Source organism: Stenotrophomonas maltophilia, assembly GCF_025642255.1.
Lineage (GTDB): Bacteria > Pseudomonadota > Gammaproteobacteria > Xanthomonadales > Xanthomonadaceae > Stenotrophomonas > Stenotrophomonas maltophilia_P.
The window spans coordinates 437,685-461,841 of the sequence record NZ_CP106759.1; the positions used below are offsets into that span (position 1 = coordinate 437,685).

Sequence of the window (24,157 nt, forward strand, 5' to 3'; positions counted from 1 at the left end):
ACACGATGGCGCGGCGATACTGGATGGCGGCGGTTGCGGTGGCAACCGCCGGTGCATTGGCGGCGACCTTCTGGCTGCCGGACGAACCCCACCCCGACACACCTGCGGGACCGGCGCCGACGCCGCTGGCATGGACCGCGCAGATCGAACTGCTGGCCGGTGATGGCCATCCGGGTGATCGGGATGGGGCCTCCGCGCAGGCGCGCTTCGCCGATCCCTACGCGCTGCTGCGGCTGGCCGATGGCAGCGTCTACTTCACCGATGGCGGCGACAACAACCGCATCCGCCGCCGCCTGCCCGATGGCCGCGTCGAGACCGTGGCCGGGCAGGGCGAAGGTCGCGTCGATGGCCCGGCATTGCAGGCACGCTTCCACACGCCGTCCGGCATCGCCGCCGATGCACAGGGCAATCTGTACGTGGCCGACACCGGCAACCATGCGATCCGCCGCATTGGCGTCGATGGCCAGGTGACCACGCTGGCCGGCGGCGAGCAGGGGTATGCCGACGGTCCCGGCGCGCAGGCACGTTTCGATGCACCGATGGGTATTGCGGTGGATGCGCAGGGGCAGATCTACGTGGCCGATACCTGGAACGACCGGATCCGGGTGATCGGCACCGACGGCAGTGTGCGCACCCTCGCCGGGGGCGATCGGCCCGGCTTCATCGACGCGGCAGGAGGTGAGGCGCGGTTCGATACACCGGTGGCGTTGGCCTTCGACGCGCACGGGGTCCTGCTGGTGGCGGATCTGTTCAACAACGCGGTGCGTCGTGTCGGTGCCGATGGCACGGTCAGCACGTGGGTCGGCAGTGGCGGGGTCATCAACGGGCCGCTGTCGCTGACCGCGACCCATGATGGCGTGCTGTACGTGGGCGACCTTGAGGGACGCGTGGTGCAGGTCACCGCACAGGGCCACCAGATCGCACTGGTGGGCAATGACCGACTGCCGCGGCTGGCGCGCCCCAGCGGCCTGGCGCTGGATGCGGATGGCAGCCTGCTGGTGGCCGACGCGGCCGGATACCGGCTGCATCGGCTGCGGCCGCTGCCGGTGGGCGAGCTTCCGGCCCCTGCGCTGGTTGGACCCGCCGCTGACGCAGCGCTGCCGGACACGGCCGGGCGCTGGCCGCTGGCACCGCAGGAGGGCTGGCACGAAGTGGTCGGCACGCTGGGTGAGGTGCGGGGCAATTTCAGGGGTGAGAGCCGGCACCATCTGCACGGCGGCTTCGATGTGCGCGGCGATGTCGGCCAGACCGTGCTGGCCATTGCCGAGGGCAAGATCAGCAGCCCGGTGGCCAGCTGGAGCCTGGGCGGGCAGGGCGAAGGGCTGGCGGTGGACCGGCTGAAGTACATCCACATGCGGGTGGGCCGCACGCCGCGCGGGGAACCGTTCGACGCGCGCTGGCAGGCGCTGTATGACGACCAGGGCGCGCTGGAACGCATCCGCGTGCGCCGGGGCACGCGCATCCACGTGGGCGATCGCCTGGGCAGCATCAACAGCCAGGCGCACGTGCATCTGGCGGTGGGCACCAGCGGCTTTGAAACCAACGCGGTCGCACTGGGGTTCCGCAACTTCGCCGATCACTTCGCGCCGCGCATCACCGATGTGGCGCTGCTGGACGCCAACGACCAACTGATGACGGCGGGGAGCGACGGCAGCGTGATGGTCGCGCGGCAGGGACGGGGCGTGCAGATCGTGGTCGAGGCCTGGGACCAGGTCGACAACAACCTGGCCCGGCGCAGGCTGGGCGCGTACCAGGTGGGCTACCAGATCCTGGATGCGGCCGGTCGGCCGCTGCAGGGCTACGAGCAGCCGCGCTGGAACATCGTGTTCAACCGCATGCCGCCGCAGAATGCCGCCGTGAAGGTTGCCTACGCACCGGACAGCGGCATCACGGTGCACGGCAGCGCCGTCACCCGTTTCCGCTACCTGGTCACCAACACCGTGCGCGATGGCCTGATGGAGACCGGTCGCTGGCAGCCGGCAGCCCTGCCGCCGGGGGACTACATCGTGCGTGCCAGCGTGCGCGACTACAGCGGCAACGAGGGCATCGGCAAGCGCGAGGTCAGAGTACGGCTGCTGCCATAGCGGGCGGGGCGCCGCAGCGCTCGCGCTCGGCGTCCATGTCCTCCAGCGGGCGCACTTCGATGCTGCCGAACCGTGCCCACGGGAACTCGCGCGCGATGCGCATCGCCTCGTCACGGTCGCGCGCGACAATGAGATTGAAGCCGGCCAGCAGCTCGCGGGTTTCGGCGAACGGGCCATCCAGCACCCGGCTGTGGCCATCGCGGACGCGCAGGGTCTGCGCGGTATCCACCGGCTGAAGTTTCTGCGCCAGCAGCAGCGTGCCTTCGGCCTGCAGCCTGTCGGCGTGGGCCAAGCAGTCGCGCATCAAGGTGTTGAACGCCTCGGTCGGCAGGGCCTGCAGCAAGGCAGGTTCGATGTAGATCAGAAGCAGGTACTGCTGCATGGCGCGATCCTGGCGGGGCGGGGCGGACCTGCATGATCGCGCAGGTTTGCGCCGGGGCATGTTGCAGCGCGGGAGACCGGTGCCCGATGCCCCCCCAAAAAAAAACTTTCAGAATTTGTCGATTCCCCGTCCCCTCGTTCGTTGTAACAGTGAAGGGCGCGCACCTGCGCCCCACGGGAGACCCACATGAAAGTCATGGTGATCGTCAAAGCCAACGCCGATTCCGAAGCCGGACGCCTGCCCAGCGAGCAGGAGCTGACGGCCATGGGCGCCTACAACGAACAGCTGGTTGCCGCCGGCATCATGCTGGCCGGTGAAGGCCTGCATGCCACCGCGCGTGGCCGCCGCATTCACTTCGGCGGCGCTGGACCGCAGGTCGAGAGCGGCCCGTTCGCGCCCGTCGCCGACCAGATCGCAGGCTTCTGGCTGTGGAATGTCCGCTCGCTCGACGAGGCTGTGGAATGGGCCAGCCGCGCCCCCTTTGGCAGTGGTGGCACGCTCGAGGTGCGCCCGCTGATCTCCGCCGAAGACTTCGGCGAAGCCTTCACCCCCGAATTACAGCAGCAGGAACAGCGTCTGCGCGAGCAGCTCGAAGGCTGAACCGCGCCGCGCCGTGACCACTCGACTTCTTCAACCGAACGGAGCACCCCGATGAAACTGATTCCCTTCCTTGGCTTCAGCGGCCAGGCCCACGAGGCGATGGCCTTTTACGCCAAGGCCCTGGGTGGCCAGGTCACCTCGGAAATGAAGTACCGCGACATGCCCCCCTCCGACGGCTCGCCGGGGTGCAACGAGATGCCGGCCGACACCCTTGACCACGTGGCCCACAGCCAGCTGGAAATCGGCAGTGCCATCCTGATGGCCGCCGACGGCCCCGGTGCCGGCGAAGGCGGCTCGACCACCATCAATGTCGATGTCGACAGCATCGAGGAGGCCGAGCGCGTGTTCGCCGCGCTGGCCGATGGGGGCCAGGTGCAGATGCCGATCGCCGAGACGTTCTGGGCGCACCGCTGGGGCATGTTGACCGATCGCTACGGCAAGCCGTGGATGGTCAACTGCATGAAGCAGCCCTGATCGCCCGCCTTCTTTCCATTTCCCAGGGAACCTGAGCAATGAGCACACCGCAACCGCAGATGATCTTCGTCAACCTGCCCGTGCAGGATCTGGACAAGTCCAAGGCCTTCTTCGCCGCACTGGGCTACCGCTTCAACCCGGCGTTCACCGATGAGAACGCGGCCTGCATGGTGGTCAGCGACAGCATCTTCGTGATGCTGCTGGTCAAGCCGTTCTTCCAGCAGTTCACCACCAAGGCGATTGCCGACGCGCAGGCGCAGACCGAGGTGATCACCTGCCTGTCCGCCGACAGTCGCAACGCGGTGGACGTGATGGTGGACAAGGCGCTTGCCGCCGGTGCCAGTGAACCGCAGCCGGCGCGCGACGAGGGTTTCATGTACCAGCGTGGCTTCCAGGACCTGGACGGACATCTCTGGGAAATCGTCCACATGGACGGCGAGCCGGGCTGAGCGGCCACGCCCGACGACAGGAGAACGCTCATGGCTTACGTCGATGCCTATGTGCTGCCGTGCCCCGAGGACAAGGTCGCGGCCTACCGCCGCCTTGCCCGCAAGGCCGGTGCGGTGTGGAAGGATCACGGTGCGCTTCAGTACATGGAATGCGTGGCCGACGACGTGGAACCCGGCACGTCGACCTCGTTCCCGCGTGCGGTGAAGGCCAAGCCGGGCGAGACCGTGATCGTGGCCTTCGTGGTGTTCCGATCGCGTGCGGCACGTGACCGCATCAACGCGAAGGTGATGGCCGATCCGCGCCTGGCCGGCATCGGCCCGAAGGACATGCCGTTCGATACCCGGCGGATGTTCTGGGGCGGCTTCAGGCCCATCGTCGAAGCGTGACTGCCGGTGCTTGTGCGGCGGGGGCGTGCATGCTGTGATCGGCGCATGCACGAGCCCGCCCTGACCCAGCGCCTGGAGACTCTCTGGCGGATGGAATCGCCAGTGTTGATCGCGCGCCTGGCGCGGCTGCTCGGCGGTGATGTCGGCCGTGCCGAGGAACTGGCCCAGGACACCTGGCTGGCTGCGCTGGAGCGTTGGCCGGAGCAGGGCATCCCGGACAATCCTGGAGCCTGGCTGATGACCACTGCGCGCAACCGGGCCATCGATGTGCTGCGCCAGCACCAGCGGGTGGCGCAGCAGCATGCGCAGTGGGGCGAGGCACTGCATCCGGCCGCGCTGCCGGCACCGGACGACAGCACCGCGCTGGAAGACGATCTTGGCGACGATCTGCTGCGCCTGATGTTCGTGGCGTGCCATCCGGTACTGCCCGCCGACGCGCGCGTGGCGCTGACCCTGCGCCTGCTCGGCGGGCTGACCACGAGCGAGATCGCGCGCGCGTTCCTGCAGCCGGAACCGACCATCGCCCAGCGCGTGGTGCGCGCCAAGCGCACGCTCGCGCAGAAGCAGGTGCCCTATGAAGTGCCGCGTGCCGAAGCGTTGCCCGCGCGCCTGGCCTCCGTGCTGGAAGCGATCTACCTGGTGTTCAACGAAGGCTACGCCGCCAGTGCCGGCGATGACTGGATGCGACCAGCGCTGTGCGAGGAGGCGCTTCGCCTGGCGCGCATTCTCGCCCACCGCATGCCGGCCGCCGCCGTGCTGGGACTGCTGGCACTGATGGAACTGCAGGCGTCGCGCGCCGCGGCGCGGGTGGATGCGCAGGGCCGGCCGGTGCTGCTGGACCAGCAGAACCGCGCACGCTGGGACTGGCTGCAGATCGAACGCGGGCGGCAGGCGCTGGCGCGCGCGCTGTCGGCCGGCGGTAGCGACGATCCCTACGTGCTGCAGGCCTGCATTGCCGAGTGCCACGCAACGGCGCGCCAGGCCGACCAGACCGATTGGGCGCGCATCGCCGGGCTGTATTCGCGGCTGCTGCAGATCCAGCCTTCGCCTGTGGTGGCGTTGAACCGGGTGGTGGCCATCCTGCGCAGTGAGGGCGCGTTCGCTGCCTGGGCGCATCTGCAGCCGCTGCTCTCCGATGACCGTCTGCGTGACTACGCACCGTTGCAGGTCGTCCGTGGTGAAGTGCTGCAGCACCTGGGTCGGGTCGAAGACGCCCGGCAGGCGTTCCAGGCCGCTGCCGCGCTCACCGACAACGTGCGCGAACGCGATCACCTGCTGGCGCGGGCCCATCCGACAGTGCCAAAAGCGCCTTAAATCCCTCGGGCCCCTTTTGTACACTCGGCTGGGATTTCCCTGCTGGAGAGAGCAATGAAGCGAGTAGCACTGGGCGTGCTGGCCCTGTCGGTGTCGGGCGCGCTGATGGCGGCCACGCCGAAATTCGATGGCGCGCGGATTTCCGCCGACGTGAAGGAACTGGCCTCGGACGCGTATGAGGGCCGTTCGCCGGCCACGGCGGGCGAAGCGAAGACCATCGCCTACCTGAGCAAGCAGTTTGCCGACGCCGGCCTGCAGCCGGGTGGCGACCTGAAGGATGGCAAGCGCCTGTGGACCCAGGCCGTGCCGCTGCGCAAGGGCGACATCGTGGGGACGCCGCAGCTGGCCCTGCATCAGGGCGACAGGACCATCGCGCTGGAGCAGGGCAAGCAGATCGCCGTGCGCGCGGCGATGAACGGCGCCAGCACGGTGGACATCAGCAAGGCGCCGCTGGTCTTCCTCGGCTACGGCGTGAAGGCCCCGGAGCGCAACTGGGACGACTTCAAGGGCGTGGACCTGAAGGGCAAGATCGCGGTCGTGCTGATCAACGACCCGGACTTCGAGACCGGCAAGGGCGACTTCGACGGCAAGGGCATGACCTGGTACGGCCGCTGGCCCTACAAGTACGAGGAAGGCGCACGCCAGGGCGCGCTGGGCGTGCTGATCGTGCATGAGACCGCACCGGCCTCGTACGGCTGGGCAACGGTGGCCGGCTCCAACACCAACACCATGTTCGATGTGGTGCGCGACAACCCGGCCGACAGTCACCCCCTGCTGGAAGGCTGGATCCAGCGCGACCTGGCCGTGGACCTGTTCCGCGCGGCCGGCCAGGATTTCGAGGCACTGAAGAAGAAGGCGCAGCAGCGCGACTTCACGCCGGTCACGCTGACCGGCGCCAGCCTGGACGCGAAGTATGCGGTGAAGACCGAGGTGATCACCTCGCACAACGTGGCGGCGCGGCTGGAAGGCAGCAGCCACCCGGACGAGACCGTGATCTACAGCGCCCACTGGGACCACATCGGCGTGGGCGAGCCCGATGCCCGCGGCGACCGCATCTTCAACGGTGCGCTGGACAATGCCAGTGGCACCGCTTCGCTGATCGAACTGGCCCGTGGCTTCGCCAAGGGCAAGCAGCCGCAGCGCTCGCTGCTGTTCCTGGCGGTCACCGCCGAAGAAAAGGGCCTGCTGGGTTCGGAGTACTACGCGACCCACCCGTTGTATCCGCTGGAGAAGACCGTGGCGGTGATCAACATGGATGGCATGGCGCCGTTCGGCCCCTCGCGCGACTTCGGCATCTACGGTGCCGCGCGCTTCGAGCTGCTGGACCAGCTGAAAGAGGTGGCCAAGGGCTGGGACATCCGCTATACGCCCGATCCGAAGCCGGAAGCGGGCCTGTTCTTCCGCTCTGACCATTTCCCGTTCGCCAAGCGCGGCGTGCCGGCGCTGTCCTGGTCGGCCGGACAGGACTGGGTGGACGGGGGCGTGGCTGCTGGCAGGAAGGCGTCGGAGGACTACACCGCCAAGCGCTACCACCAGCAGGGCGACGAGTGGCAGCCGGACTGGGTGTTCGCCGGCGCCGCCCGCGACCTGGAGGTGCTGTACACCCTGGGCAACCAGCTGGCGAACTCGCGCAGCTGGCCGAACTGGAGCAAGGACGAGTCGTTCCGCGCCGTGCGTGACGAAAGCGCGGGGCAGCGGAAGTAAGGGAAGGCGGGGCGCTGCCCCGCCCCCCCGGTAGCGCCGGGCCACGCTCGGCGTTTCCGGGAGGGGTTCCATCGCGGCTTTCCCGCACTTCGTCGCAGGCCGCTTGTCTGCCCGGCAGGCCGCCCTATGCTCGGCCTACCCCTTTCACCAAGGCGCCGCCGTGTTCGCCAGCCTCACTCTCATTTTCCGTCATCTGTTGGCCTGGGCCGCGGCGCTGGTCGTGGCCGGCATGGTCTGGAGCGGCATCTTCAGCGGCATGAACGATGGCCCGGGCTGGATCTTCGGCCTGCTGGCGATGTTCCTGATGATTACCGCGCTGGGCAGTGCGATCAGCCATGTGCGCCGGGTCTGGCTGGTGGCCGGGCGCCTGGACGCGAGCACGCTGTCCGGGCGCCAGCGTCGGCAGGTGGAACTGCCGATGGATGCCGGCCAGGCCTTTGCCGTGGTCGAGGCGGCCGTGGCCGAGCTGCCCCGGGTGGAGGACGTGGAAAGCGCGGCCGGCAGCCTGCAGGTGCGCGCCTACGTGCGCCGCGTCGACCCCTGGAACGGCCGCCAGCCCTCGCGCTGGAACCTGCCCGCGCGGCTGGCGATCAAGCGCAATGGTGTGCTGGCCACGGTCACGCCCGGGCAGGGCACCAGTACCGTCACCCTGCTGTTCGAGCCCGATGCGGGCTGGTGGGCCGATCTGCTGGCGCTGGACGAAGGCAGCAACTACGAGAATGCCGAAGCGGTCACCCGTGCGATCAGCCGTCGGGTGGCCGACCAGCGCCGCACCGAGCAGGCCGCCGCGGAGCAGACCCAGGTGGAAAAGGAGCTGTCGGTGGCGCGCCTGAACCTGCTGCACGCGCAGGTCGAGCCGCACTTCCTGTACAACACGCTGGCCAATGCCCAAGTGCTGACCCGCACCGATCCGGCGCGGGCCGAGCAGATGCTGGGGCACCTGATCCAGTACCTGCGCAGTTCGTTGCCGCAGGTGGACGAATCGATGTCGACCCTCGGCGTGGAGCTGGAGCGTACCCGCGCGTACCTGGAGATCCTGCGGATCCGCATGGGCGCAAGGCTCGCGGTGGAGGTGCAGGTGCCGCCGGAACTGCATGCGGTGAAGCTGCCGGCGATGGCGCTGCAGACGCTGGTCGAGAACGCGATCAAGCACGGCCTGGAGCCCAAGCCCGGAGGTGGAACGATCTGGATCCTGGCGCGCGGCTTCGACGACCACGTGACGGTGACCGTGGCCGATGATGGGCTCGGCTTCAGCCAAGGCACCACCAGTGGCACCGGCATTGGCCTGAAGAACCTGCGCGAGCGGCTGCGCCTGACCTGCGGCGAGCAGTCCGGCGTAGCGATCGTCGCCAATTTCCCCAGCGGCGTTGCTGCGACCATGACATTGCCGCCATCCAGCAAGGAGCGCAGCCATGCCGCTTGAAGCCCTGATTGCCGAGGACGAGGAACTGCTGCGGCAGTCGCTGGTGGACCAGCTGCGCCGGCTGTGGCCGGAGCTGAAGCTGGTGGCCGAGTGCGAAGACGGCGCCAGTGCACTGGAGCAGCTGGCCGAGAAGCAGCCGGACATCGCGTTTCTCGACATCCGCATGCCGGGCATCACCGGCATCGAGGTCGCGCGTGCACTGTCCGAGCTCAGCCCGCGCACGCAGGTGGTGTTCGTCACCGCCTACGACCAGTACGCCATCGATGCCTTCGAACAGGGTGCGATGGACTACCTGCTCAAGCCGGTCAGCGATGAGCGCCTGCTGGCCACGCGCGAGCGCATCCTGGCGCGGTTGCCCTCCACGCGCCACGATGATGCGGTGCTGGAACGCCTGCTGCAGCGTCTGGGACCGGGACAGAACGATGACCGCCCGCCGCTGGCGTGGATCACCGCCAGCAATGGCCGCGAGACCCAGCTGATCATGCTGGAGGACGTGGTCTACTTCCGCGCGGACAACAAGTACACCACCGTGATCACCGCCGCCGGCGAGAGCCTGCTGCGCACCCCGCTGCGCGAACTGCTGGAAGTGCTCGATCCGCAGCACTTCCGCCAGATCCACCGCTCGACCATCGTCAACATGAAATCGGTCGCTGCGGTCAGCCGCGACGATACCGGGCGCGGTGTGCTGCGCCTGCGCCAGCGGCCGGAAACGCTGGTGGTCAGCCAGCCCTTCATGAGCCTGTTCCGCGGCATGTAGCCGCGACGTTGCATCTGCCCCGAGGAATGACCATGCCCCGTCTGCTGCTTGTGTGTGCTGTGCTGCTGGCACTGGCCGGCTGCGAAAAATCCAGTAATTCCTCGATTACCCGCGCGCGCGCCAACGGCGTGGACACGCTGTACAGCAAGGGCACCGTCGTTGATGGTCAGGCGCGGTTCCAATGCATCGCCAGCAGCAGTGGCAGGTGCCACTATCTCGTGCTGGACCCGGCCTGCAGCACCGAGGCCACCTGCGCCACGCCGCCCCTGCGGCGTTTTTCGGTGGCCGTAGGCCAAACCGAAACCATGCGAGGCCTGCCCGAGGGCTTCCACCAATGCGTCAGCCAGGACCCGATAGAACAATGCCACCGTGAGTGATCACGGTGGCATTGTGGACCCCCCCGTTTTCCGCAAGGGTCAGTAGGCAGGCTGCAGCGTCAGTTCGTGATGGTGTTCGGTTTCGCCTACATGGTTCAGCCGCCCGACCAGTTCGGAGTGCTGCTTCATCCGTCCGATCTCGGTCATGATGCGGATGTCCTCATGGCGCAGCTCGCGCCTGGCGGTGACCGCCTGCTTGTAGTCCAGCACTTCCGGGTAGTGCTCGGCCAGGTCCAGCGCCTCGGCCACATGCTCGACGCTGTCGGCCTTGGAACTGATGCGGGCCCGGCTGTTGAAGGCTTTCATCCAGCGCTCGAAGCCGGCCTGCTGGTCGAACATGTTGGCCATGAACCAGATCACGAACAGGATCGAGACCCATGAGCCGAACACGATCACCACGCGGGTGAAGGTGATATGGAAGTCGTCACGCCACAGGTAGTTGGCGATCAGGCCCAGAATCACCAGCGACGCCGCCTGCCAGCCGATGATGGAGGCGATCAGCCACTGGCACTTGGCCTGGGCCAGCACCGCCACTTCATCGCGGATCTGCTGCTCGCTGAGATTGCGCCAGTGCGCGACCTGTTTGTCGAACGGGCTGCTGTAGAGCTCGTTGTCGCGAAGCAGAATTCCCAAACCCTTGAACAAAGCAATCATGGCTGGCTCCTTGTGGAACGTGCGTCGATCAGCGTTGGACGGTGTGGCGGGTTCAGTTCTAGCACTTCCAGCGAGCGGTGCAATGGGCGGAACGCCAAGCGGCGTAAGGGTCTTGTCCGGCCGGGTGAAGTTTTGTGCGATGCAGCACAGTGCCCGCACCCTGCGACAGGATGTCGCAGGGTGAAACGTGCTGCGGGCGCACATGAAACCGGGGATGAGCAGGGATCCCGGCAATCGGCCTCGTCTTCGGCCTGAATCGGCACCGACCGCGCAGCCTGCCAGGCCGGTGCGGATGAAAACGGGCGCCTCGCGGCGCCCGTTTCCCTCATCTCACCAGACTTTGACCCGCTTGTCGGGGGCCAGGTACAGCTTCTGGCCCTCCTTCACCTCGAACGCCGGGTACCAGGCGTCGATGTTGCGCACGGTGAGCGCGCGGAACTGGCCCGGCGCGTGCACGTCGGTCAGCAGCGAATTGCGCAGCGCCTGCTCGCGGCTCTTGCTGCGCCATGCCTGGGCGAAGCCGAGGAAGAAGCGCTGGTCCGGGGTGAAGCCTTCCAGGGTCTGGCCCGGCTTGCCCTGCAGCGACAGCTGGTAGGCGTCGTACGCCGTTCCGAGACCGGCGACGTCGGCGATGTTCTCGCCCAGCGTCAGCTTGCCGTTGACGTGCACGCCGGGGAACGGCTCGTAACTGCTGAACTGGGCCGCGAGCGCGTCGCCGGCGGCGTTGAACTGCTTCAGGTCCTCGGCGGTCCACCAGTTGTGCAGCTTGCCGGTCTCGTCGAACAGCGCGCCAGCATTGTCGAACCCGTGGCTGATCTCATGGCCGATCACTGCACCGATCGCACCGTAGTTCACCGCATCATCGGCGGCTCCATCGAAGAACGGCGGCTGCAGGATCGCGGCCGGGAACACCAGGCGGTTCTCCAGCGGCACGTTCATCGCGTTGATGGTCTGCGGCAGCATCGCCCACTCACCGTGGTCGACCGGCTTGCCCAGCTTGGCGATGTTGCGCTGGTACTCGAACAGCTCGGCGCGCTGTGCATTGCCCAGCGGGTCGTCGCGGCGGATTTCCAGACCGCTGTAATCGCGCCATTTTTCCGGATACCCCATGCCCACGGTCAGGCCGGCCACCTTTGCCTTGGCGCTGGCCTTGGTCTGCGGCGACATCCACGACAGCGCGTCGATGCGCCTGGCGAACGCGGCGATGATGTTCTTCGCCATTTCGTCCGCGCGCTCCTTGGTCCTGGCGTCGAAGTGCTTCTCGACATAGCGCTTGCCGATGGCCTCACCGACGGCGTGGTTGGCATCATCCACCGCGCGCTTCCAGCGATCGCTCTGCTGCGGCGTGCCGCTCAGCGCGGTGCCGTGGAAGGCGAAGCGGGCATCGGCGAACTTCTTCGGCAGGTACGCCGCGGCGCGATCCAGCGCATGGAAGGCCAGGTAATCCTTCCAGACCTCCAGCGGCTCGGTGGCCACCAGCCTGGACAGCCCGGCCACCGCCCTGGGCTGCCAGACGATGAAGTCCTGCTGCTTGCCCAGTGCCGCGGCATCGAGGAAGGCGGTCCAGTCCATGCCCGGGGCCTTGGCGTTGAAGTCAGCCTGGGTCCAGGGGTTGGCACCCTTGGTCACGTCGTTGGTTTCTTCCTGGGTGGCGTGCGCCTGTGCGATCTTCGTTTCCAGCGCAACGATGCGCTGCGCCTTGCCGGCCGGGTCGGCGCTGCCGGCCAGCTGCAGGAGCTGCGCGATATAGGCCTGGTACTGCTTGCGCAGTTCGGCCATGCGGCCGTCGCCCAGATAGAAGTCGCGGTCGGGCATGCCAAGTCCGCCCTGCACCAGATATGGCGCGGTGCGGTCCGGCTGCAGCAGATCGACCGAGACCCACAGGCCGAACAGGCGGTCGGTGTAGAAGTTGGTGGCATTGAGCAGGTCGACATCGGCGCGCATGTCGCCGCCCAGCGCGCGGGCCAGGCCGGCCTTGTCAGTGATCGCATCGATCGCCTTCAGCTGCGGCTGCACCGGTGCGATACCGCGCTGCTCGATGCCGGCCTCATCCATGAAGGCGGCGTAGTAATCGCCGATCAGCTTGTCCTCGCCGCTGGCCTGGGCATTGCCGGCAGCGCCTTCGAGGATGGCGCGGGTGTCGGCCTGGGTCTTCTCCGCGATGACGTTGAAGCTGCCGAAGCGCGAGCGGTCGGCGGGGATCTGGGTGTTCTTCACCCAGGTGCCATTGGCGAAGCCGAAGAAATCGTCGCCGGCGGCGATGCTGCGATCCATGCCGCTGGCATCGAAGCCGAAGCTGCCCAGCATCGGCTTGGCGGCTGCGGGGGCGGATGCGGCCGGCGCGGCGGTACTGGCCGCCGGATCGGCGGCGCGGTCGCAGGCGGCCAGGGACAGGCTGGCAGCAATGGCCAGTGCCAGGGTGGGACGGCGCAGCTTGGACATGGACTTCTCTTGCGGCGGGAAAACGCCAAGTCTAATCCGCTCCGATGCGATGGGTCGCACCGTTGTGGCGCAAGGCTGTGCACGATCTGGCTGAACGCGGTGCGGCGATCTTCACGCCGTCACCGCCGTGGTGCATGCTGCATGCCGGACCCCTGCGCGGACGCAGGGCGGTGATCCGGCGTGGCGGGCCCGGCGGTCAAGAATGGCAGTCGCCGGCCGCTGAGGTCGGGGATGTGGAGGAATCGTTCGCGCATGAAGCCAGCCGACTGGACAGGGAACACCCACCGATGCCCGCGCTGAAACGCGCGTTGGCCCGGCCACTGCGCGCCATCACCTGGGGCGGGGTGGTGCTGGGCGTGCTGCTGGTGGCCGGTCTGGCGATGATGCTGGTCAATGACCACCATCGGCGGTTGGAAGCGGCGCAGCGGCAGAGCCGGGCACTGGCGGTCGGCAGCGAGCGCCTGCTGGCATTGCAGCTGCGCAATCTGGAGCGGGCGATGGGCGGCATTTCCGCCGACGCCGCCGAGCTGTTCCGGAGCGTGCCGGCACAGGCACCGCGGCTGCTCGATGCGGCCGTGGCCGGCGTGCTGCAACGGCACGCCGAGCTGCACAGCATCGTGGTGCTAGACAGCTACGGACGTGCGCTGACCGCGGGCCAGGGCGACCTGCAGCTGCCCCTGTGGACCGATCCGCAACGGCGCGGCCCTGGCAGTGCGCTGTACATCGGGCCGCCGCAGCGGGGCAGCGACGATGGCTGGGTGGTGCCGCTGGCGCTGCCGCTGGACGACGACCGCTGGCTGCTGGCGCGCCTGCGCTGCGGCGAACTGCAGCGCATCATCGGCGGGCTGGACGTGGGCCCGAACGGCCTGGTGTCGATCAGTGATGCCGAAGGCTACATGTTGGCGCGCGTGCCCGATCCGCATGGCACGGTCGGACACCGCTACGAGCTGCCCGGGCGCGATCTGCTCGGCAGGCAGGCGGTGATCGAACTGGGGAACATGCCCGGCGTGGTCGACGGCGTGCCGCGCATCACCACCATCAGTACGCTGGAACGCAACCCGCTGGCGGTGCAGGTGGGCCTGGCCGAAAAGGACGTGCTGGCGCCGTGGTGGCCCTACCTGCAGGCATCGGTGGCCATCGTGCTGGTCTATGTGGCCGTGCTGCTGGTGCTGTTGTTCGCCGTCCGGCGAACGATCCGCCGGCAGCAATCGATGGCCGAGGAACTGCAGGCCGGCAATGCGGAACTGCGGCTGGCCCACCAGGTCGGGCGGGTCTGCACCTGGTATGTCGATGAGGACGCTGCACTGCTGCGCTGGTCACCGCTGGCACGCGAGATCTTCGGCGTACAGACCGACGCGCTGCCGGTGGCCGATTTCTTTGCCCGGGTGCACCGCGATGATGCCGCACGGCTGCAGAAGGCGTTTGACCAGGCATTTGCCGGCAACGCGGTGATGGATGAGGTATTCCGCCTGGTGCTGCCGGGGGGTGCGGTGCGCTGGGTCGGCGCGCGGGGCCAGCGCGTGCCGGTGGCCGATCGCCAGCGGCGCATGATCGGCGCGCTCACCGATCTCAGCGAGCGGTATCAGGTCCGTGAACAGATGAACCAGGTCGAACGGCGCTTCCGCCTGCTGTTCGACCGCAATCCTGCGCCGTTCTGGGTGTTCGATCCGGACACGCTGCGCTTCATCGAGGTCAACGATGCGGCCGTGCGGCAGTACGGCTACAGCCGTGAGGAATTCCTCACCATGAGCATCCTCGACATCCGGCCGCGGGAAGGGTGGGACGAGGTCAAGGGAGCCATCGCGCGGGCGCGCGTGGGCGACCTTCCCGATGCTGCCGTGCGCCTGCACCGGCGCAAGGATGGCAGTGTGTTCGAAGTGCGCGCGCATTTGTCCCGGCTGGATTTCGATGGCCAGCCGGCCTGCCTGGTACTGGCCGAGGATGTCAGCGAGCGGATGGCCTATGAGCGCGACCTGGCTTACCAGGCGCGGCACAACCCGGCGACCGGGCTGCTCAACGTGCGCGCGCTGACCGAGCAGCTGGATGCCCAGGCGGAGGGCTATACCATCGCCTTCGTGCAGCTGCGTGGCCTGCAGCTGGTGGCCGACACGCTGGGCCGGGAGATCGGCGATGCGGTGCTGCAGTCGATGGCCTCGCGCCTGGCTGTGCTGGCGGCACGTTACGGCGCGCTGGCCTTCCAGCCGGCGGAAGATTTCGTGTTCGCCATCGGCGCCGCGCATGACACCCGGCGCGTACTCGACGATCTGCTGCAGATCGTGTCGGCACCAATGCGTGGCAAGGATTCGCTGCACCAGTTCGAGCCGCGCATCGGCGTGGCGGTTCACACGGCAGATGATGGCCACAGCGCCGAGCAGGTGATCGGCATGGCGGCACAGGCGGCGCACGCCGCGCGCGCCGAAGGGGATGTGGTGGCCTGGTTCGACGCTGCGGTGACCACGCGCCTGGCTGATCGCCTGCGCCTGGCCGGGCGCATCCATGCGGCGATCGACAGCGAGTTCCAGCTGTACTTCCAGCCGATCCGGCACGCCAGCGACGGCAGTCCGGCGGCACTGGAGGCATTGCTGCGCTGGCCGCAAGCCGATGGCAGCTTCATTCCTCCCAACGAGTTCATCCAGCTGTGCGAGGACACCGGCCTGATCCTGGCCCTGGGGCGCTGGGTGATCCGTGCGGCGGCCCAGGCGCAGCGGCGCCTGGTGGAGGCGGGTTGGGGCGATCTGCCGATCGCGGTGAACGTGTCGGCCGTGCAGTTCTTCAACAGCGACCTGGTGGCCGAGTTCACCCGTGCCCAGCAGGACTTCGGCCTGGCCCGCGGCGCGCTGCATGTGGAGCTGACCGAGAGCAGCCTGATGCGCAAGCCGGCGCAGGCGATGCAGACCATGCAGCGCCTGCACGAGCAGGGCATCTGCGTGTCGCTGGATGATTTCGGTACCGGCTACTCCAGCATGTCCTACCTGCAGCACCTGCCGCTGGACATCCTCAAGATCGACCGCAGCTTCGTCGCCGACGTGGAGACCAATCCGCGCAACGCATCGATCTGCAGGGCGCTGCTGTCGCTGGGCCACAGCATGGGCCTGACCATCATTGCCGAAGGCGTGGAAACGCCGGGGCAGCTCGACTGGCTGGCCGCGCACGGCTGCGACCAGGTGCAGGGCTACCTGCTGGGACGTCCGGCCCCTCTGGAGCGGATCATCGGCATGCTGGACGAGGTCGCTGTCTAGCCCATGTTGCGGCTCGCCGGGCACGGCCTTGCGCCCGCGTGTCACGGGTGTTGTCCAGTGGCGCGGTCAGATCCCGGCCTCCACCAGGTAATCGATGAAGCTGCGCACCTTCGGCGCCAGGTGGCTGCGACTGGTGTAGACGGCGAAGATGCCGATCGGCGCCGCTTCCCAGTCCGGCAGGATGCGCACCAGGCGGCCGTCGGCCAGCGCCTCCTGGAGCAGGAAATCCGGTTGCAGGATCACGCCCATGCCAGCAATGGCCGCCTCGCGCAGCACGTCGCCGTTGTTGGCGCGCAGCACGCTGTTCACCGTGACCTGGACGTCGCCTCCGGGGCCGTGCAGTGGCCACTGGTCGCCGCCGGCCCAGTAGCTGTAGCCCAGGCATGCGTGATCCTGCAGTGCCTGCGGCGTGGCCGGCGTGCCGTGCGCAGCCAGGTAGGAGGGCGCCGCGCACAGACTGATCCGCGATTCGCCCAGGCGACGCGCGATCAACGTGGGCCCGGGCTCGCGGGTGATGCGGATGGCCACGTCGTAGCCTTCTTCGACCATGTCCACCAGGCGGTCGGACAGGGCCAGGTCCAGTTCCACCTGCGGGAACCGCTCGCGGAAGCCGGCCAGCAGCGGGCCGAGACGGGCGATGCCCCAGCTGACCGGCGCATTGATGCGCAGCAGGCCGGACGGTTCCAGTGCCTGTGCGCCGATGCTGGCCTCCAGTGCGTCGAACTCCGCCAGCAGGCGCACGCACTGCGCGTAGTAGGCGGCGCCGGCACTGGTCGGGCTGACCCGGCGGGTGGTGCGGTGGAGCAGCCGCGTCGACAGGCGCTTCTCAAGCGCCGCAACCTGCCGGGTGACGCCGGCGGTGGACATATCCAGTGCCTGGGCGGCCGCACTGAAGCCATTGCGCTCGACCACGGCCACGAACACACGCATGGCGTCCAAAGTGTCCATTGTTGCGCCTTATGAAATAAATACGGTCGAATCATCGTATTTATCGGCATCGGTCGGCGCAATAAGCTGTGCTTCTTCCCTTTCGAGGCCCCGCCATGACGACCTCTGCTGCTTCCGCTCCCCCGCTGGCGCCCTATGGCGCGACGCTGCTACGCCTGGCCCTCGGCGTCCTGTTCCTGATCCATGGGCTGACCAAGCTGCTGGTGTTCACCCCGGCCGGCACCGCGGCGTTCTTCGAGTCGCTCGGTCTGCCGGGTGTGCTGGGTTACCTCACCCTCGCGGCAGAACTGGTGATTTCCGCAGCCCTGCTGCTCGGAATCTACGCGCGCTGGGTCGGGCTGGCCGGTGTGCCCCTGTTGCTGGGCACCATCGTCACCGTGCACGGCGCGAACGGCTTCGGCTTTGCCAATGCCGGCGGTGGCTGGGAGTACCCGGCCTTCTGGGCGCTGGCGCTGGTGGTGCTGTTCCTGGTCGGTGACGGTCGCTGGACCCTGCGTTCGCGTTGAGCGCTGGCTGATACTGCAAACGGAGAATTCCATGTCCCGCCTGCCTTCGCTGTACATCTCGCACGGTTCACCGATGACTGCGCTGCAGCCGGGCGAGGTGGGCGTGCGCCTGGCCGAACTGGCGCGCGACCTGCCCACGCCGCGCGCCATCGTCATCGCCTCGGCCCACTGGCTGGGGCGGCAGCCGTTGGTCGGCGCCCACCCGCAACCGCCGACCCTCCATGACTTCGGCGGCTTCCCGCGCGCGCTGTTTGAACTGCAGTACCCGGCACCGGGCGATCCGGCGCTGGCCGAAGACATTGCCGGGCGCATCGCCGCGGCAGGCCTGCCGGTGGCCATCGATACCCAGCGTGGTCTCGACCACGGCGCCTGGGTGCCGCTGCGCCTGCTGCGTCCGCAGGCCGACATTCCCGTGGTGCCGGTATCGATCCAGCCGTTGCTGGGGCCTGCGCACCAGTTTGTGCTGGGCCGCGCGCTGGCACCTCTGCGCGAACAGGGCGTGCTGCTGGTCGGCTCGGGCAGCATCACCCACAACCTGCACGACTGGGGCGACTACCAGGACGGCAAGGAAGCGCCCTATGTGCGGCCGTTCATCGAGTGGGTAGAGCAGCGGCTGGCGGCCGATGATCGCCCGGCGCTGTTGGACTACCGCCGGCAGGCACCGTTCGCCGAACGCGCCCATCCCACCGATGAACACCTGTTGCCGCTGTTCTTTGCGATGGGTGCGGCCGGTGAAGACCGCTTCGGCGCACGTCGCATCGATGCCGGCGTCGATGGCGGCTTCCTGGCGATGGACATCTACCGCTTCGACGGGGCATGAGCCTGTGCTGACGCAGCATCGCTGCGGTTGTCGCAGCCGCGGTCGCCTGTGGTAGTTTTTTCCGGGTTTCCGGCGCTGGCTTCATGCCCCCCGCGCGCCGCTTCCTGGAAGAAGCATGCATACCATTGAAGTCGTGCTGGCGATGCTGGTGGCGGTCGTCGCCAGCGGATACCTCGTCCGCGTCCTGCCGTTCTCACTGCCGCTGCCACTGGTGCAGATCGGTCTGGGCGCGGTCATTGCCGGTGTGTTCAACCGCGGCCATGCGCTGGAGCCGGAAGTGTTCTTCCTGCTGTTCCTGCCGCCCCTGCTGTTCCTTGACGGCTGGCGCATCCCCAAGCAGGGCCTGTTCCGCGACAAGGGCGCGATTCTCGAGCTGGCGTTCGGCCTGGTGGTGTTCACCGTCATCGGCGCCGGCCTGCTGATCCACTGGATGATCCCGGTGATGCCGCTGGCGGTGTGCTTCGCGCTGGCGGCGATTGTTTCGCCGACCGATCCGGTGGCCGTTGGAGCGATCGCCTCCAAGGCCCCCATTCCCAAGCGGCTGATGCACATCCTCGAGGGCGAATCACTGCTCAACGACGCCTCCGGTCTGGTCTGCTTCCGCTTCGCGGTGGCGGCGGTGATGACCGGTACCTTCTCGCTGGCCACCGCTTCGCTGACCTTCCTGTGGGTGGCGGTGGCGGGCCTGGCGGTGGGCGTGGCGGTGACGCTGGGCGTGTCGACCTTCCAGCGTTGGTTGTGGCGCCGTTTCGGTGAAGAGCCGGGTGCGGCGATGCTGGTCAACCTGCTGATCCCGTTCGCGGCCTACCTGCTGGCCGAAGAGATCAATGCCTCGGGCATCCTCGCGGCGGTCGCGGCCGGCATCTCGATGAGCTACGTGGAAATGACCGGCCGTGTTTCCGGCAGCATGCGCGTGCAGCGCGCGGGCGTGTGGAACATGCTGCAGTTCAGCTTCAACGGCATCATGTTCGTGCTGCTGGGCGAGCAGTTGCCGGGCATCGTCGAGCGTGCAACCACCACGATGAACGAGACCGGTCACCAGAGCGCGTGGTGGCTGCTGGTGTACGTGCTGGTGATCAATGCCAGCCTGATCGCCCTGCGCCTGCTGTGGGTGTGGCTGTCACTGCGCTGGAACCTGCTGCGTGCGCGTCGGCGTGGCCTGGAGCGGGGCGAGGCGCCGAACTGGCGCATCGTGGTGGCCACCTCGGTGGCGGGCGTGCGCGGTGCGATCACCCTGGCCGGCGTGCTGACGCTGCCACTGTTCCTGCCCGATGGCAGCCCGTTCCCCGCACGCGACCTGGTGATCTTCCTGGCTGCAGCGGTGATCCTGTTCTCGCTGGTCGGCGCCAGCGTGGCGCTGCCGCAGCTGCTGAAGGGCCTGCAGTTGCCGGCCGACTCCGGTGAGCGCAAGGAAGAGGATCTGGCCCGCCGGTTGTCCTCGAAGGCCGCGCTGGCCGGGGTGGAGCGCAAGCGGCAGCAGCTGGTGCTTAACCAGAACACCGAGAACGTGCAGTTGTACAACGACGCGGCCTCGCGGGTCAGCCTGCTGTATCAGCGGCACCTGGATCGCGAGAACCCGGACGTGGATCCGGAGAAGGTGAAGCGGATGGAGGAGGGCTATCGCCAGTTGCGCAGCGCCGGCCTCACTGCCGAGCGCGAGGAACTGTTCCGCCTCACCCGGCGCGGCGTGATCTCCGACGAGATCTCGCGGCGCCTGATCCGCAACCTGGATCTGCTGGAGTCGCGCAAGCGCGAGTGACCGGCCCTGTGCATCGGGGTCGGATCCCTTTCCCGCGGAAAGGGATCTGACCCCGGGCTCCGTCAGGCCGGCTTCTGGTCGAGGAAGTAGGCCTCGACCTTGCCTTTGACCTTGATTGTCATCGGGTTGCCGCGACGGTCACGGGCCTTGCCGGCCTGCACGCGGATCCAGCCTTCGCTGACCGAGTATTCCTCGACGTTGTCGCGCTCGACGTCGTTGAAGCGCACGCCGACGCCGCGCTCCAGCGCCTGCGCATCATGGAAGGGGCTGGCCGGATTGATCGCCAGGTGGTCGGGAGGGGTATCGCTCATCGCATCATTCACAGTGACGGCCACCAAGGCCGGCTTCAGCGATACAGGATAAACCGTAGAATGCCGGCCTGCCCCAAGGAGTTCCCGCCATGCCCGACAACAGCGACTACTTCGACTTCGAGGAGGACGTCCATGATTTCGACGAGGATGGCTTCGAAGCGCGGGTCTGGAACCTGCTGGTACTGATCAACCCGGGCGACGAGGAGCTGGCGCTGCAGCAGTTCAACCGCTGGCGCGAGCTGCTGGCCGAAGCCGGCGAACCGCTGGAAGCAGACGCCGATTGGCTGCCGCCACTGCTGTCCGCGATCGGCTGGCAATCCGGCTTCGAGGTGGAGCGGGATGACCTGGAAACGCTGATATCGGCGGTGAACGAGCTGTCCGCGCGCTTCAACCTGCAGCTTGACTGGGGCGGCGACCTGGACGATGAGGATTTCACCGAAGACCTGGATGGCGTGCAGCTGATGTCCACCGCCTTCGACCGCCTGCGCGAGCACAACTACACGCTGTGGAGCGTGGATGCCGGCAGCGCGGGTTTCACCGGCTGGATGGCACTGACCCGTGACGACGACGCCATGCTGGCGCTGTGCTCGCTGCTGAACGTGGAAATCCGCCTGGGCAGCGACCCGTTCTGAGCGTCATCCCGGTTCGCCGGGCATGGCCCGGCGCTACCCCATCCCGGCACGCAAGGTAGCGCCGGGCCATGCCCGGCGGAGGCACACGCATCCAGCACGCAAGGTAGCGCCGGGCCATGCCCGGCGGGGGCGCTGCGGCCTACGGCCGGTACTGCGCCCGCGCGTTGGCGATCACCGCTTTCACCTGTGCGCGGTCCGTGTGCCGTGAAATCGCCACGGCACCCAGTGCGATCGCCTGTGCGCGCAGCTCGGTGGTGACGTCGTAGTGCGCGCCGCTGGCCTTGTTCTGGAAGGCCCGGCGGGGGATGCCGAGCTGCGCCGCCATGGCGTGCAGCTCGGCCAGGGTGTCGGCCATCAGATGCGCCCAGCGCTGGTCGCGCCAGGCATGCACTGCGTCATCGACGTAGACCGTCACCGCCGCGGCCGGATCAGGCCTGCGGCTTGCCGTCGGCGTCGGCGTCGGCGGCCGGAGCAGCCTCGGCGTCAGCGGTACCTTCGGCAGCGCTGGCTTCTTCGGCCACATCGCCTTCAGCGGTCTCGCCCTCTGCTTCCACGCCTTCGAACTCGGCGACCAGCGCGTCCAGGTACTCGTCGGCGGTCTGGCCCGCTTCGGCGGCCAGGGTATCCAGCAGCTTCTGCAGCAGTTCGGAATACTCCAGGCTGACCTTGCGGCCTTCCTTCTCCTGCACGTTGGCCAGGTGCTTGAGCATGGCCAGCATCGGCACCGGGTTCTCGGCATTGCCCATGGTCTGACCGCCGATGGCCAGCAGCCACTCGCGACCCTGCAGGCCGATGGCGGCGACCACCTGGCCGTCCTCGCTGGTCAGCACGGCGTGGTTCTGCACCTGCTGCTGGGCGTTCAGACGGAGGAACGGGCGCTTGGCCTGCTGCTTCTTGCGCTGGTCGCGCTTGGCCTTGGAAGACTTGGACATCGGGGGTGTCACCTGAAAACGGAAAGACCCCCATTGTACCGGGTGCGCCGGGCCATGCCCCTGGTGGGTGCGGACCTTGGTCCGCATGCTTTCCCGGATGTGCGGACCAAGGTCCGCACCCACCGTCTACTTTGCCTCACCCTGCGCCGCCTGTACGTCCGCGTCGATGACCGGCGCCGACAGACCCACCTGTGGACCGGCGCCGGCCAGCGCGGCCTGCTCGGCGGCGCGGGTCATCACCACGATGCTGATGCGGCGGTTGATCGGGTTCTGCGGGTCGGCCCGGTCGAACAGCACCGAGGAGGACAGGCCGACCACGCGGGTGATCTTGCTGTCCTCCAGTCCGCCATCGATCAGGGCGCGGCGGGCCGCATTGGCGCGGTCGGCGCTCAGTTCCCAGTTGCCGTAGCCGCGGGCGGCGGTGTAGGCGGTGATGTCGGTGTGGCCGGTCAGGCTGATCCGGTTCGGCACGTGGTTCAGGTACTCGGCCAGCTCATGCAGGATCTGCTGCGTGTACGGCTTGAGCGTGGCACTGCCGAGGTCGAACATGGGCCGGTTCTGCTTGTCCACGATCTGGATGCGCAGGCCTTCCGGGGTCAGGTCCAGCAGCAGCTGGTCCTTGAACGGCTCCAGCGCCTGGCTGCGGCTGATCGCTTCCTGCAGTTCCTTCATCAGCTGTTCCAGCTGCTGCTTGTCGCGCTGCTGCTGGTCCACCGGGTGCGGCACGGCTTCCTGCTGGTTCTGGAAGGGATCGTTGCTGCTGCCACGCGAGATGTCGGTGGCGCCGCCGAGCTTGATCATCGACGTGCTGGCACCGCCCGGCCCGGCCATGCCCGGGGCCGGCGTGGCGCTCTGGCCACTGAGCGGGCTGGGGTTGCGGAAGTATTCGGAAATGGCCGCACGATCGTTCTTGCTGGTGGTGGCCATCAGCCACAGCACCAGGAAGAAGGCCATCATCGCGGTCACGAAGTCGGCATAGGCCACCTTCCACGAGCCGCCATGGTGGGCGGCATGGCCGGCCTTCCTGACCTTGCGGACGATGACGGTGGGTTTGCTCTCGGCCATGGCTTACTTGACCGTCTTCAGGTGCTGCTCGAAATCGGAGAAGGCCGGGCGCACGTTCGACGGCAACGTCTTGCGGGCGAATTCCAGCGCGATCTTCGGGTTGTAACCGCGCAGGCAGGCCAGCAGTGCGGTCTTCACCGATTCGTAGATGCGGCTGTCCTGCTCGGCACGTGCTTCCATCGCCGCTGCCATCGGGCCGACGAACCCGTAACCGAGCAGGATGCCCAGGAAGGTGCCGACCAGTGCACCGGCGACATGGCCGCCGACCTCGACGATGTCGCCGCCGATCGAGCCCATGGTGATGACGATGCCCAGCACCGCCGCGACGATGCCGAAACCGGGCAATCCGTCGGCCACCTTGGTCAGCACCTGCGACGGGGCCATCGCTTCGGCGTGGTGCTTTTCCAGCTCCAGTTCGAGCAGCGGCTCCAGTTCATGCGGCTCGATGTTGCTGCCGATCATCAGGCGCAGGCAGTCGGTGATGAAATCGATCAGGTGGTGGTCGGCCTGCACCTTCGGATAGTTGCCGAACACGGCGCTCTCGGCCGGGCGTTCGACATGGTCCTCCAGCGCCATGAAGCCTTCCCGGCGCGCCTTGTTGAGCAGTTCGTAGAGCAGGCTGAGGACGTCGATGTAGTCCTGCTGCTTGTAGCGCGGGCCCTTGAACACGCCGACGATGGCCTGCAGCGTCTGCTTGACCGTCTTGGCCGGGGTGCCGACCAGGAACGCACCCAGCGCGGCACCGCCGATGATGACCAGTTCGTAGGGCTGCCAGAGAGCCCCCAGGCGGCCGTGGGCACCGAGGTAGCCCCCGATCACGCTGATGATGACGACCAGGAATCCAACGATGATGAGCATGGGGCAACGCAGAGAGGGGGGATATCTCCTTGTCGGCCCA

The 24,157-nt window shown here is 67.8% G+C and carries 24 protein-coding genes; 15 read left to right on the forward strand and 9 right to left on the reverse strand.

Annotated elements, in window-relative coordinates; translation table 11 throughout:
* Window positions 1–5: 5 nt before the first annotated feature.
* Entirely contained in the window at window positions 6–2,084 is a 2,079-nt protein-coding gene (locus tag N8888_RS01995; protein WP_263177194.1) for a gluconolaconase, read from the forward strand.
* On the opposite strand, the gene N8888_RS02000 is transcribed toward N8888_RS01995, so the two are convergent.
* Window positions 2,062–2,466: a YciI family protein gene (locus N8888_RS02000; protein WP_065175397.1), complete on the reverse strand. Its 405-nt coding sequence runs from the start codon at window positions 2,464–2,466 to the stop codon at window positions 2,062–2,064. The two genes, N8888_RS01995 and N8888_RS02000, sit on opposite strands and share 23 nt — an antisense overlap.
* Window positions 2,467–2,652: 186 nt before the next feature.
* On the opposite strand from N8888_RS02000, the gene N8888_RS02005 reads away from it, so the two are divergent.
* The 9 genes from N8888_RS02005 (at window position 2,653) to N8888_RS02045 (ending at window position 9,951) form a co-directional block, all read left to right on the forward strand.
* On the forward strand, window positions 2,653–3,066 hold the full coding sequence (locus N8888_RS02005) for a YciI family protein (RefSeq protein WP_053518842.1): 414 nt from the start codon (window positions 2,653–2,655) through the stop codon (window positions 3,064–3,066).
* 51 nt (window positions 3,067–3,117) lie between these two features.
* Window positions 3,118–3,540, forward strand: coding sequence for a VOC family protein (locus tag N8888_RS02010; protein WP_065182537.1), 423 nt, complete (start codon window positions 3,118–3,120; stop codon window positions 3,538–3,540).
* 38 nt (window positions 3,541–3,578) lie between these two features.
* Complete coding sequence (locus N8888_RS02015) at window positions 3,579–3,989, forward strand: VOC family protein (RefSeq protein WP_263177196.1); 411 nt, start codon at window positions 3,579–3,581, stop codon at window positions 3,987–3,989.
* Between the two features lie 30 nt (window positions 3,990–4,019).
* Window positions 4,020–4,376 (forward strand): DUF1428 domain-containing protein, encoded by a 357-nt coding sequence (locus tag N8888_RS02020; RefSeq protein WP_053518847.1) that lies wholly within the window; start codon window positions 4,020–4,022, stop codon window positions 4,374–4,376.
* A 45-nt stretch (window positions 4,377–4,421) separates the two neighbouring features.
* Window positions 4,422–5,690, forward strand: coding sequence for an RNA polymerase sigma factor (locus N8888_RS02025; protein ID WP_053518849.1), 1,269 nt, complete (start codon window positions 4,422–4,424; stop codon window positions 5,688–5,690).
* Window positions 5,691–5,744: 54 nt separating this feature from the next.
* Entirely contained in the window at window positions 5,745–7,394 is a 1,650-nt protein-coding gene (locus N8888_RS02030; protein ID WP_053518851.1) for a M28 family metallopeptidase, read from the forward strand.
* A gap of 160 nt (window positions 7,395–7,554) precedes the next feature.
* On the forward strand, window positions 7,555–8,817 hold the full coding sequence (locus N8888_RS02035) for a sensor histidine kinase (RefSeq protein ID WP_053518853.1): 1,263 nt from the start codon (window positions 7,555–7,557) through the stop codon (window positions 8,815–8,817).
* The gene (locus N8888_RS02040; protein WP_065182534.1) at window positions 8,807–9,574 is read left to right on the forward strand and encodes a LytR/AlgR family response regulator transcription factor; all 768 of its coding nucleotides are present in this window, start codon (window positions 8,807–8,809) and stop codon (window positions 9,572–9,574) included. The genes N8888_RS02035 and N8888_RS02040 overlap by 11 nt, the downstream gene beginning before the upstream one ends.
* Window positions 9,575–9,606: 32 nt before the next feature.
* Window positions 9,607–9,951 carry a hypothetical protein gene (locus tag N8888_RS02045; RefSeq protein ID WP_053518860.1) on the forward strand — a complete coding sequence of 115 codons (345 nt, stop codon included), beginning with the start codon at window positions 9,607–9,609 and terminating at the stop codon, window positions 9,949–9,951.
* 39 nt (window positions 9,952–9,990) lie between these two features.
* On the opposite strand, the gene N8888_RS02050 is transcribed toward N8888_RS02045, so the two are convergent.
* Both N8888_RS02050 and N8888_RS02055 read right to left on the reverse strand, forming a co-directional pair.
* Window positions 9,991–10,605 carry a hypothetical protein gene (locus N8888_RS02050; protein ID WP_053518857.1) on the reverse strand — a complete coding sequence of 205 codons (615 nt, stop codon included), beginning with the start codon at window positions 10,603–10,605 and terminating at the stop codon, window positions 9,991–9,993.
* 330 nt (window positions 10,606–10,935) lie between these two features.
* Entirely contained in the window at window positions 10,936–13,047 is a 2,112-nt protein-coding gene (locus N8888_RS02055) for a M13 family metallopeptidase (protein ID WP_065175391.1), read from the reverse strand.
* Between the two features lie 287 nt (window positions 13,048–13,334).
* Here N8888_RS02055 and N8888_RS02060 point away from each other — a divergent pair, with 287 nt between their 5' ends.
* Complete coding sequence (locus N8888_RS02060) at window positions 13,335–16,286, forward strand: bifunctional diguanylate cyclase/phosphodiesterase (protein ID WP_263177201.1); 2,952 nt, start codon at window positions 13,335–13,337, stop codon at window positions 16,284–16,286.
* Window positions 16,287–16,352: 66 nt separating this feature from the next.
* Here N8888_RS02060 and N8888_RS02065 read toward each other — a convergent pair whose 3' ends face one another.
* Window positions 16,353–17,234: a LysR family transcriptional regulator gene (locus N8888_RS02065; protein ID WP_053520278.1), complete on the reverse strand. Its 882-nt coding sequence runs from the start codon at window positions 17,232–17,234 to the stop codon at window positions 16,353–16,355.
* A 95-nt stretch (window positions 17,235–17,329) separates the two neighbouring features.
* Between N8888_RS02065 and N8888_RS02070 the strand changes: the two genes are divergently transcribed.
* The 3 genes from N8888_RS02070 to N8888_RS02080 all read left to right on the forward strand — a co-directional run bounded on the left by N8888_RS02070 (window position 17,330) and on the right by N8888_RS02080 (window position 20,319).
* A complete protein-coding gene (locus N8888_RS02070; protein WP_053520277.1) occupies window positions 17,330–17,740 on the forward strand; it encodes a DoxX family protein in 411 nt (136 codons plus the stop codon).
* 31 nt (window positions 17,741–17,771) lie between these two features.
* Window positions 17,772–18,560, forward strand: a complete 789-nt coding sequence (locus tag N8888_RS02075; RefSeq protein WP_263177205.1) for a dioxygenase family protein — start codon at window positions 17,772–17,774, stop codon at window positions 18,558–18,560.
* Window positions 18,561–18,675: 115 nt separating this feature from the next.
* Window positions 18,676–20,319, forward strand: a complete 1,644-nt coding sequence (locus N8888_RS02080) for a Na+/H+ antiporter (RefSeq protein ID WP_053520275.1) — start codon at window positions 18,676–18,678, stop codon at window positions 20,317–20,319.
* 62 nt (window positions 20,320–20,381) lie between these two features.
* Here the strand turns inward: N8888_RS02080 and N8888_RS02085 are convergent, their stop codons facing one another.
* A complete protein-coding gene (locus tag N8888_RS02085) occupies window positions 20,382–20,630 on the reverse strand; it encodes a DUF3297 family protein (protein ID WP_053520274.1) in 249 nt (82 codons plus the stop codon).
* Window positions 20,631–20,719: 89 nt separating this feature from the next.
* Here N8888_RS02085 and N8888_RS02090 point away from each other — a divergent pair, with 89 nt between their 5' ends.
* Window positions 20,720–21,262, forward strand: a complete 543-nt coding sequence (locus N8888_RS02090) for a DUF6630 family protein (RefSeq protein ID WP_053520273.1) — start codon at window positions 20,720–20,722, stop codon at window positions 21,260–21,262.
* A 139-nt stretch (window positions 21,263–21,401) separates the two neighbouring features.
* Here the strand turns inward: N8888_RS02090 and N8888_RS02095 are convergent, their stop codons facing one another.
* From N8888_RS02095 to motA, 4 genes are all read right to left on the reverse strand, one after another.
* Window positions 21,402–21,677: a DUF4031 domain-containing protein gene (locus tag N8888_RS02095; RefSeq protein ID WP_111186594.1), complete on the reverse strand. Its 276-nt coding sequence runs from the start codon at window positions 21,675–21,677 to the stop codon at window positions 21,402–21,404.
* A 13-nt stretch (window positions 21,678–21,690) separates the two neighbouring features.
* The gene (locus N8888_RS02100) at window positions 21,691–22,194 is read right to left on the reverse strand and encodes a hypothetical protein (protein WP_065175386.1); all 504 of its coding nucleotides are present in this window, start codon (window positions 22,192–22,194) and stop codon (window positions 21,691–21,693) included.
* A 126-nt stretch (window positions 22,195–22,320) separates the two neighbouring features.
* Window positions 22,321–23,259: a flagellar motor protein MotB gene (motB, locus tag N8888_RS02105; RefSeq protein ID WP_053518234.1), complete on the reverse strand. Its 939-nt coding sequence runs from the start codon at window positions 23,257–23,259 to the stop codon at window positions 22,321–22,323.
* Between the two features lie 3 nt (window positions 23,260–23,262).
* Window positions 23,263–24,117, reverse strand: a complete 855-nt coding sequence (motA, locus tag N8888_RS02110) for a flagellar motor stator protein MotA (RefSeq protein WP_053518236.1) — start codon at window positions 24,115–24,117, stop codon at window positions 23,263–23,265.
* Window positions 24,118–24,157: the final 40 nt, after the last annotated feature.

Coding starts and splice junctions, on each gene's coding strand:
- N8888_RS01995 (WP_263177194.1), top strand. CDS start 6: ATGGCGCGGCGATACTGGATGGCGGCGGTTGCGGTGGCAACCGCCGGT.
- N8888_RS02000 (WP_065175397.1), bottom strand. CDS start 2,466: ATGCAGCAGTACCTGCTTCTGATCTACATCGAACCTGCCTTGCTGCAG.
- N8888_RS02005 (WP_053518842.1), top strand. CDS start 2,653: ATGAAAGTCATGGTGATCGTCAAAGCCAACGCCGATTCCGAAGCCGGA.
- N8888_RS02010 (WP_065182537.1), top strand. CDS start 3,118: ATGAAACTGATTCCCTTCCTTGGCTTCAGCGGCCAGGCCCACGAGGCG.
- N8888_RS02015 (WP_263177196.1), top strand. CDS start 3,579: ATGAGCACACCGCAACCGCAGATGATCTTCGTCAACCTGCCCGTGCAG.
- N8888_RS02020 (WP_053518847.1), top strand. CDS start 4,020: ATGGCTTACGTCGATGCCTATGTGCTGCCGTGCCCCGAGGACAAGGTC.
- N8888_RS02025 (WP_053518849.1), top strand. CDS start 4,422: ATGCACGAGCCCGCCCTGACCCAGCGCCTGGAGACTCTCTGGCGGATG.
- N8888_RS02030 (WP_053518851.1), top strand. CDS start 5,745: ATGAAGCGAGTAGCACTGGGCGTGCTGGCCCTGTCGGTGTCGGGCGCG.
- N8888_RS02040 (WP_065182534.1), top strand. CDS start 8,807: ATGCCGCTTGAAGCCCTGATTGCCGAGGACGAGGAACTGCTGCGGCAG.
- N8888_RS02045 (WP_053518860.1), top strand. CDS start 9,607: ATGCCCCGTCTGCTGCTTGTGTGTGCTGTGCTGCTGGCACTGGCCGGC.
- N8888_RS02050 (WP_053518857.1), bottom strand. CDS start 10,605: ATGATTGCTTTGTTCAAGGGTTTGGGAATTCTGCTTCGCGACAACGAG.
- N8888_RS02055 (WP_065175391.1), bottom strand. CDS start 13,047: ATGTCCAAGCTGCGCCGTCCCACCCTGGCACTGGCCATTGCTGCCAGC.
- N8888_RS02060 (WP_263177201.1), top strand. CDS start 13,335: ATGCCCGCGCTGAAACGCGCGTTGGCCCGGCCACTGCGCGCCATCACC.
- N8888_RS02065 (WP_053520278.1), bottom strand. CDS start 17,234: ATGGACACTTTGGACGCCATGCGTGTGTTCGTGGCCGTGGTCGAGCGC.
- N8888_RS02070 (WP_053520277.1), top strand. CDS start 17,330: ATGACGACCTCTGCTGCTTCCGCTCCCCCGCTGGCGCCCTATGGCGCG.
- N8888_RS02075 (WP_263177205.1), top strand. CDS start 17,772: ATGTCCCGCCTGCCTTCGCTGTACATCTCGCACGGTTCACCGATGACT.
- N8888_RS02080 (WP_053520275.1), top strand. CDS start 18,676: ATGCATACCATTGAAGTCGTGCTGGCGATGCTGGTGGCGGTCGTCGCC.
- N8888_RS02085 (WP_053520274.1), bottom strand. CDS start 20,630: ATGAGCGATACCCCTCCCGACCACCTGGCGATCAATCCGGCCAGCCCC.
- N8888_RS02090 (WP_053520273.1), top strand. CDS start 20,720: ATGCCCGACAACAGCGACTACTTCGACTTCGAGGAGGACGTCCATGAT.
- N8888_RS02100 (WP_065175386.1), bottom strand. CDS start 22,194: ATGTCCAAGTCTTCCAAGGCCAAGCGCGACCAGCGCAAGAAGCAGCAG.
- motB (WP_053518234.1), bottom strand. CDS start 23,259: ATGGCCGAGAGCAAACCCACCGTCATCGTCCGCAAGGTCAGGAAGGCC.
- motA (WP_053518236.1), bottom strand. CDS start 24,117: ATGCTCATCATCGTTGGATTCCTGGTCGTCATCATCAGCGTGATCGGG.